We start from the raw sequence: 7,288 nt of genomic DNA, 5'->3' as shown, positions 1-7,288 counted from the left end.
CTGAAGGACCGGTCACAATGTTGACAGAGGTACCGCTGGATCCGGTCTCCGTCGCTCGATCGGAAGAAGAAGCCCTTCTTCTTGAAGCGCCAAGTGTCTGGATTCGCGTGAGAATCACAACCGGGAAACGGACAATGCGGAGGAGAACCAAGAACTCGCGGGTTTGACATGCCTGCTTTCCAAGGCAGCTTTCATGCCGGACCCATTCCTCGCTCCACAACTCTTGGAGCGAAGGGAAGCGCCCGGGAATGAACCGGTCGGCGGAGGGTCGTGACCCACGGCGCACAACCCGGAGGCCACCATGCGCCGCTTCCTTTCCGTCCTTTGTCTCGGTCTGTCCCTCGCCCTGGTTCCCCTGGCCTCGTCCGCCGAGGGGCTCGGAACCGAGGGCGAAACGATCGTCCGCGAGCTGCTGAACCACTTCAAGGTGGCCGGGAAGGTCGGCAAGAAGACCGTCGGCCGCGGCGGCAGCGGGGCCCTGCGCAGCCTGCTGATGTCGTCCGACAAGGTCATCTGCGGCATCTGGCAGGCGAAGCAGCACAATCTGATGATCGAACTCGCGGTGACGCGCGCACCGGCCGAGGTCTACCGCAAGGCCCAGCGGCTCGGCGAGATCATCGATCGCGTCTGCGACAAGGTCGTGAACCCGGAAGGTTATGCGACGGGAGGCGGCGGCTCGAGTGACCCCGACGAGGGCGAAGAAGAGGACGCGTCCGGGAGCCCGGAGCCGGAAGAGCCCACCGATCCGCAGGTGATCTGCGAGAACCAGTGCTTGCTCGAGTACTCCGCGTGGCGCCGCTGGGTGCGGGACCTCGTGAAGTGGGAGCGTTGGGTCCGCGAGGCCGAGGAGAGCCTGAAGGGTGCCCGCGCAGCGAATCGGGAAGCCGCCCGGACCGCACGCGAGGCCAAGGCGACCGCGAAGGCAGCGCGGGCCGAGGCGGAGCGCCTGAAGGGAGAGGCCGAGAACGCGGGTTGGCCGGCTAGCAGCATCGACTCCGTCGGCAGCGCGTTGCAGAACGCGAACCGCAAGGAAGCCGCGGCCCGCCGCGCGATGACCGCCTGGCGCAAGGCGTACGCGAAGGCCCAGGAGGCCAAGGAGGATCTCGCGTCCTGGATTCACGTCCGCGACACGCACCGGGAGGAGGCCGCGAAGACCGAGGCCGCCTACCGCGCATGTGTGAAGAGGTGCCTCGCCGCACGGGGGCACGCGTCGGCGCTCACCCCAGCGGGAGCCGGAACGCGGGTCCGCATCGGAACGCTACGCCGCTTCCAGACCACCGATCCGCATCGCGCGAGCATTGCTCCCGTGCACACGCGACCCATCCTCGCGCTGCCCGGGCGCGAGCGCCTGCGCCAGCGTATCGCCCAGCCGCTCGCGGGCGGGTATGCGGCCCGCGCCTTCGGGCATCGCGGCGCCTCGCACACGGCTCCGCCGGTGGCGGATGGGATCACGGTTGCGCACGAAGAGCCCGTCCACCGGGCGGAAGACACGGCGCCGCGGGAGCCCGAGCGACGGGCGGATCCGCGAACCTCCGAGGCGCCCGCCCTGGAGCCCGCGCCACGCGCCGAAGGCGGCGCCAGATCGCCGTTCTCTCCGCTGCGCCTCGGACTCCCGAACGAGTCGGCACGCGAGCCTGTCAGCGACGGCCCGACACTTCGCCAGACGAACCCGGTGCGGCTGGACGCTTCTGCGCTTCGCGTCGATCCGTCTTCCCCGCCGGTCGAGGGTGGCCGCGCGCAGTCGACGATTCGTTCGTCTCCGAGTTTGGCGGTCGATCCGTCCCCGGCGCCCGGAGCGATGCGCCGCACCGGGATCGCCCCCCTCGTCGTCGAGGCCGGCGCCTCAGGGCTCTAGGTGTGGCGCCACCGGATCAACGAGTTGCGAGGGATTTCGGTGAGTTGCGGCCCATCTGAACCCATCGCCGGGTCGCCCGCTGGTCACCCTTGCTCGCCGACGACAACACCCCGACCGAAACCGGGACGTATGGGTCTGGCGTTTGCCAACATGAGCAATGGGCGGACGTCAGGGGACACTCTTGCCTACTGGCGACCGGGGGCCTTCCATTTCTTGAGCGCTGCTCAACTGGCAAGATCCGTGAATAGCCGACGTTCGGTGGCTGCGACCGCTTCCATCTGCCGTGCAGCTTCGCCGAACAGTGTCGGCACGGGGCCTTCCTCCGCAACGCGATACAGGCATGTGCTCGCGGCGGTCCAACCATCGGCGGCCTCCCGGGCAAGGCCACCCGCATTGGCGGGAACCAGTGTCGGATCCAACTCCCACGCCCAATCGAGGAACCCGGCGTATAGCCGTCGGAAATTGCCGCCGCCGTTGCCGAACTTTTCGATACAACTCGCGTTGAAGCTCGAGAGCGCCAGGACGTCGGGGCGCTTCGCCCAGCCGGGTAGCTCGCGTGCGAAGTGTTCAATGCCGGCAACACCCGCAACCATCTGCACCTCGCTGCTTCCGAACGGGCTCTCTCCATCGCCTGCCGAAGGAACGCCGAGCATCTGCTGCGAAGCACGCTCGATTGCGACAGCAGCTGCTTCGCGCAGCGTCCGTCCCACTTCGGTTCCGTGGAAACGCCCCCACAGGTTACGAGTCGACATTGCGAAAGGAGGATTGCGGCTCGTTCTCAATGCGCCGTAGGAGCAAGCTTCGGGTTCGGGCTTGATGCGATCCGCGATGAACGCCTTTTCGATGTCGTCATCGAAACCGACCAATACGAAGCGATGCCCGGGGAAGTGAACCTTGTATTCGCGATAATCCAAGTAGAGGATGTCGCCACTGAGCATCGTTGGGCGACCCGCAAGAACTTCTTCTCGCGCGATCCGCCACGCACTGTCATCGTCTTCTTCAGTTTGCTCTCGGTAGTCGACCTGCAGGTTCGAGCCGAGGTCCGACTCGAGTGCGAACGTGCGACCGAAGACCGAAACACCGGGATCCATTCCGGGGGCTTCGAGGTAGACACACGCAACGCCGCTCCCGAGTCCAAAGACCACCGCTTCGGGAAGCTCGAGGTTGCAATAGTGGTTGAGCAGGCCTCGCATCGCGACGCTTCCGCAGTGCTCGCCGGGAAAGCTCTTGTAGTTCTCGATCAGGGTCTTCACGATATCCTCCGCGCAGGTACTCGAAGCAGCGCATCAGCCCAGATGACTTCCGTCTTGGCGCCAACGGACGAGTTCGGTCGTCAGGCGAGTGTCAGCAGGTCGTGCGCACCGGTCATGCGTTCCTGGATCGGGACGCCGACGGGGCATGCGTTCGCGCACGGCGCCGAGCAGTCCGGACACAGGTCGGCCTGCTTGTCGAGCTTCGCGTAGAGCTGCATCGCCTGCTTCTGGTCGCCGTAGGCCTCGAAGTACATCCTGTGCCGCAGTACGTCGTGGATCGGGAGCCCCTCCGGGCACGCCGGCAGGCATGTGCCGCAGTGCTGGAAGCAGTGCGTGCCGGCGATCTTGCGGTCGTATTCTTCGAGGATCGCCACGTCGCTCGCCCCGAGCGCGGCGCCCGAGGCGTGCAGGTACTCGTCCACGTGCTGGTTCTCGAAGAACGAGACGACGAGACACGCGACCGACGGATTCTGCAGCACCCACTTGAACGCCGCCTGGCTGTACGCGTCCTTCTCGGCGCGGTTTTCGGCGAAACCCTGGTGCCAGCCACCCTTGAGCGTCTTCATCGCAACGACGCCGATGCCCTTCGAAGCCGCCTCCTCGATGAGCGCGACCTGCTGCGGCCAGGCCCCGTGATGATAGGCGAGCATGAGCACGTCGAACCGCTCGCTGTCGATCGCCGCGCGCGCGACCTGCTCGAGGCGCGGCGTGTGCGTCGAGACGCCCATGAAGCGCACCTTCCCCTGCTCCTTGAGCCGGTCGAACGCCTCATGCACGGCGGGATCGAGCAACCGCTCCTCGCTGTCGCACGCGTGGACGTGCACGAGATCGACGCGATCGGTGCCGAGCCGCGCGAGGCTCTCGTCGATCACGCCCATGTACGTCTCGACGCTTTCGCCCGTGCGCACGTGGCCTTCGGTGGTGCACCACTTCGTCGCGAGGAAGAGCTCGTCGCGGCGACCCTGGATCGCCTCGCCGATCGTCTTCTCCGCCGTGGCGCCCGCATAGTCGGGCGACGTGTCGATGTAGGTCACGCCGCGGTCGAGGGCGGAGCGTACGAGGCCGACGGGATCCGGATGGCGGTAGAGCTGTGTCGTACCGATCGAGATGTCCGACACGGTTGCACCCGTATCGCCAAGCGGCCGGTAGCTGCGCACGCGCGCACCTTCCCAGGCGCTCTGCGGATTCGGGTCCGTCTGCGGTGCGGCGACGCGCAGCGCGGGGCCGGTGACCGACGCCCAGCCGGCCAGGCGCGAGAGTGCGGCGCCGCCCACGGCCGCGCCGCCCGCGACGACGCTCGCAGCGCCCGCGAGGAAACGCCGGCGGCCGAGACCGTCCGGCTCGCCCGCCGCGGCGTCCGCGGGGCGCCCGATCGAGCGCGCCCAACGCACGGTCAGCCATGCGCTCGCAACGAACCCCGCGAGGGTCAGCAGTGGGCCCGTGAGCGGGATCATCCCGCGGTCGACGCCCTCGATCGCCTCGAGGAGCAGCGGGCCGACCCCGAAGTAGGCGACGGCCATCGTGACGATCCATGCGGCCAGGGCTGCGATGCCAGTCATGCGGGTACCTCCGTTGCGAATAGGATGGCACCGTGCTCGCTCCCAGCCCAGGGAGGCATTCGGCGAAGGACGGGTCCGGCGTTCGACCGCGTCGGGCCAGCGGGTCAGCGCCTCGCCTGCCTCCCCGCTGTGGATCCAGCATCGTGAGAGGGCGATTCCGGCCCCGAGGCTCGCGAAGCCGCCGAGGAGCCGTCCGCATCCGGTCCCGACTCCGGTCCCCGGCCCGAGCCCCGAAACGAAGAGCCCCGGAATCCCCCTGGGACCTACGCGGTGAAGGGAGCCCACGCCGGTCCTCGCAGCCGCAACATCGTCGCCCAATACTCTTCACCCAGAATTTATGGAAGATTCGCCGACCCCATACGTATAAGATGGAGAGAGGCGCGACTGACCAAATTAGGGGGAAGACCATGCGCATCGCCGCGATCTCGATTCTCGCCCTGCCCGGGCTCACTGGCTGCTTGTCCCTGCACGCCGACATTCCTGAGGCACTTGTTCGCCAGCACGTCGCCCGCGAAGAGGGCATCGAGCTGGCTGCGATCTGCTCGCACGAGGGACGGACCTTCTCCGAGGGCGCCATCGCCTGCATGGCCAAGGCACACATGACCTGCGACCCGACCGGGCGGTGGGTGCGGGACGGCGACTGCTAGCTCGGCCGACAGGCGCAGCCGACCCTAGCGCCGGGCCCGAACGTCCGGGTTCCCCTCTGATTCCGTCTTCTCCGCTGCCGAGTCCCGGGGCCTGTGAGGATCACGGTTGAGCCTCTCCGGAGGAGCCCGTCGTGGTCCGCCGGTGCGCTCCGGCGCGCAGCAGGCGCGCTTCGCACAAGGTCGTCGTTGACGACTTCGCGATCTTCGCTTCGGTACGCTCCCGCTGTCGCTCTTTGATGAGGTCCATCACCTCCGAGAGCCGCTTGTTCTCGACGACGTCTCCCTGCTGCACGCCGTGCTCCTTCGGGAAGGCCGTCGACACACGCAGGGACGTGGGAGCGGCCGCGTGGTACCTTCCCGGGTGAGGGGGGTTCCGATGCGCTGGGCGGCGGGGCTGCTTGTTTCACTCTTGGGTGCGGCGACCCTGGTGTGGGCCGTGCCACCGGATGACAAGGTCAAGAACCCCAAGGCCGTGACCGAAGGCGCGAAGGCCGAGGCATCAGACATCCCGAGCAAGCGGGTACCCGATTCGCTTCGCAACCGGAATCGAAGGCCGGTGCCCGAGAAGCCGAAGCCCAACCTCCGGCCGGACATGGGCATCCCGAAGCCAGCACTGGGCGTTACCCCCGCATGCGGCCCCGGTGTCTGGCCGCTCTACTTCGAGTTCAGCGCTGAACCCACGGAGGTCTGGCCCGGCGACAGCCTGGTGCTGCGCTGGCGTGCAGTCGGTCCGGGCAACACCCAGTGGCGAGACCCGGTCCATTTGACCAATGGCGCAACGGGCCGCCGCGAGCGAGTCGCACCGGCGTCCACGTCGCGGCTCGCCGCGAGCTCGTTGCGTGAGCCCGTGACCGTGTTCACGCTCGAGACCACCTGCAAGAAGAAGGAGCTGCGTGTGACCGTTGCCGCAGCGCCTCACCTCGCTGCGGTCTCACCCTCACCCTACGTGTGCAGCGTTCGGGAAGGTCCGGATGTGTGTCCTGGCACCCTGGAACTGCACGGCCGCGATTTTGGGAGCGCAGCCTTGCCGGGCAGCAGGATCTCGATCTGGCGGGAGCCGGCCTTCAGGTTTGCCCTGCGAGTGCGAAGCTGGTCCGACTCCCGCGTCCTCGCGGAGATGCCGAGCGAGATGCGCAACGGCCCCTGGTACGCCCAGGTGACCCGGGGAGCGGACGCCACGCGCAAGCGGGACTCGCTGCCACGTAGGTTCGAGGTGGAATACCAGGCTCCGGTGCCGGTGGTCAAACCGGCCCCGCGACCGAGCCCCGCCCCCCCTCCGCGCACGTCGGGCAGCGGCACCGGTGGGTCCGAAGGCGGCGGTTGCGAGGAGGACGCGCCTTGCGCAGTCCAGCCGCGGTCCTGCTCCGGCCGGTCGGGGTTCGAGGTGGCCGGGACCACCCGCTGCCGCGGTGACACCGCCGAGTGCGTTGCTATCCAGGGCAGCGACTACTGCTCCGTTTGCGGCGGAAGCTGCGGAGGCTGTGTGGGCCATTCCTGCTCGGCGATAGCGCCCTGCGCCCCAGGCTCGATCTGTCGGCTCGAGCACGGCCCCACGGACAGCACATTGCGCTGCGCGGCCATCCGGGACTCGAGTGTCGCTTTCAGCCAGCCCTGCACCCATATCAACGGCTTCTGCTGGACCCCAGACGAGCTTGGTACGGACGAAAGCGCCACGATGATCTGCGCGGAGGCTCGCTAGGAAGTTCGCTCCGGAGGAGAAGATCCGGATCGTGCTGGAGGGACTGCGGGGGGAGCAGAGCATCTCGGAGCTGTGTCGCCGGGAGGGCATCGCCGCATCCTTCGATCGCTGGCAGGCACGGATCGACTCGCTGTCCTAGGAGTCTGCGCGGTAGAAGCGAGATCGGCCGCGTAGCGTGGGATTCTCGGTTGAATTGTTGCGGTGAGTAGGGTCTGGGGCGCCCGGGACCGCGAAGGCTCCGGATCGGGTGTGAGCCGGGGTTGCCCTGGAAGCCG

6 protein-coding genes and 1 pseudogene are annotated in these 7,288 nt (G+C 67.7%); 4 read left to right on the top strand and 3 right to left on the bottom strand.

The genetic code is table 11. The annotated features are described in order from the left end of the window. Positions 1-301 precede the first annotated feature (301 nt). Positions 302-1,855: a hypothetical protein gene (locus GY937_13620; protein ID MCP5057743.1), complete on the top strand. Its 1,554-nt coding sequence runs from the start codon at positions 302-304 to the stop codon at positions 1,853-1,855. Between the two features lie 224 nt (positions 1,856-2,079). On the opposite strand, the gene GY937_13615 is transcribed toward GY937_13620, so the two are convergent. Both GY937_13615 and GY937_13610 read right to left on the bottom strand, forming a co-directional pair. Beyond that, positions 2,080-3,108: a BtrH N-terminal domain-containing protein gene (locus tag GY937_13615; GenBank protein MCP5057742.1), complete on the bottom strand. Its 1,029-nt coding sequence runs from the start codon at positions 3,106-3,108 to the stop codon at positions 2,080-2,082. Between the two features lie 80 nt (positions 3,109-3,188). Further along, on the bottom strand, positions 3,189-4,952 hold the full coding sequence (locus tag GY937_13610; GenBank protein MCP5057741.1) for a hypothetical protein: 1,764 nt from the start codon (positions 4,950-4,952) through the stop codon (positions 3,189-3,191). Between the two features lie 122 nt (positions 4,953-5,074). Between GY937_13610 and GY937_13605 the strand changes: the two genes are divergently transcribed. Beyond that, a complete protein-coding gene (locus GY937_13605) occupies positions 5,075-5,314 on the top strand; it encodes a hypothetical protein (GenBank protein MCP5057740.1) in 240 nt (79 codons plus the stop codon). 100 nt (positions 5,315-5,414) lie between these two features. Here the strand turns inward: GY937_13605 and GY937_13600 are convergent, their stop codons facing one another. Continuing rightward, positions 5,415-5,606 carry a hypothetical protein gene (locus tag GY937_13600; GenBank protein ID MCP5057739.1) on the bottom strand — a complete coding sequence of 64 codons (192 nt, stop codon included), beginning with the start codon at positions 5,604-5,606 and terminating at the stop codon, positions 5,415-5,417. Positions 5,607-5,690: 84 nt separating this feature from the next. Here GY937_13600 and GY937_13595 point away from each other — a divergent pair, with 84 nt between their 5' ends. Together GY937_13595 and GY937_13590 are read left to right on the top strand one after the other, a co-directional pair. Further along, positions 5,691-7,013: a hypothetical protein gene (locus GY937_13595; GenBank protein ID MCP5057738.1), complete on the top strand. Its 1,323-nt coding sequence runs from the start codon at positions 5,691-5,693 to the stop codon at positions 7,011-7,013. Further along, positions 7,012-7,113 (top strand): annotated as a pseudogene (locus GY937_13590) (transposase). Before GY937_13595 ends, GY937_13590 begins: the two are co-directional and overlap by 2 nt. Positions 7,114-7,288: the final 175 nt, after the last annotated feature.

This window comes from bacterium (genome assembly GCA_024228115.1).
GTDB lineage: Bacteria > Myxococcota_A > UBA9160 > UBA9160 > UBA6930.
Note: the sequence above shows the minus strand (reverse complement) of the source record. Positions and strands in the feature narration are given on the sequence as shown.

Excerpts from the sequence above, each read along its gene's own strand:
- GY937_13620 (MCP5057743.1), top strand. The coding sequence starts at position 302 with ATGCGCCGCTTCCTTTCCGTCCTTTGTCTCGGTCTGTCCCTCGCCCTG.
- GY937_13605 (MCP5057740.1), top strand. The coding sequence starts at position 5,075 with ATGCGCATCGCCGCGATCTCGATTCTCGCCCTGCCCGGGCTCACTGGC.
- GY937_13595 (MCP5057738.1), top strand. The coding sequence starts at position 5,691 with ATGCGCTGGGCGGCGGGGCTGCTTGTTTCACTCTTGGGTGCGGCGACC.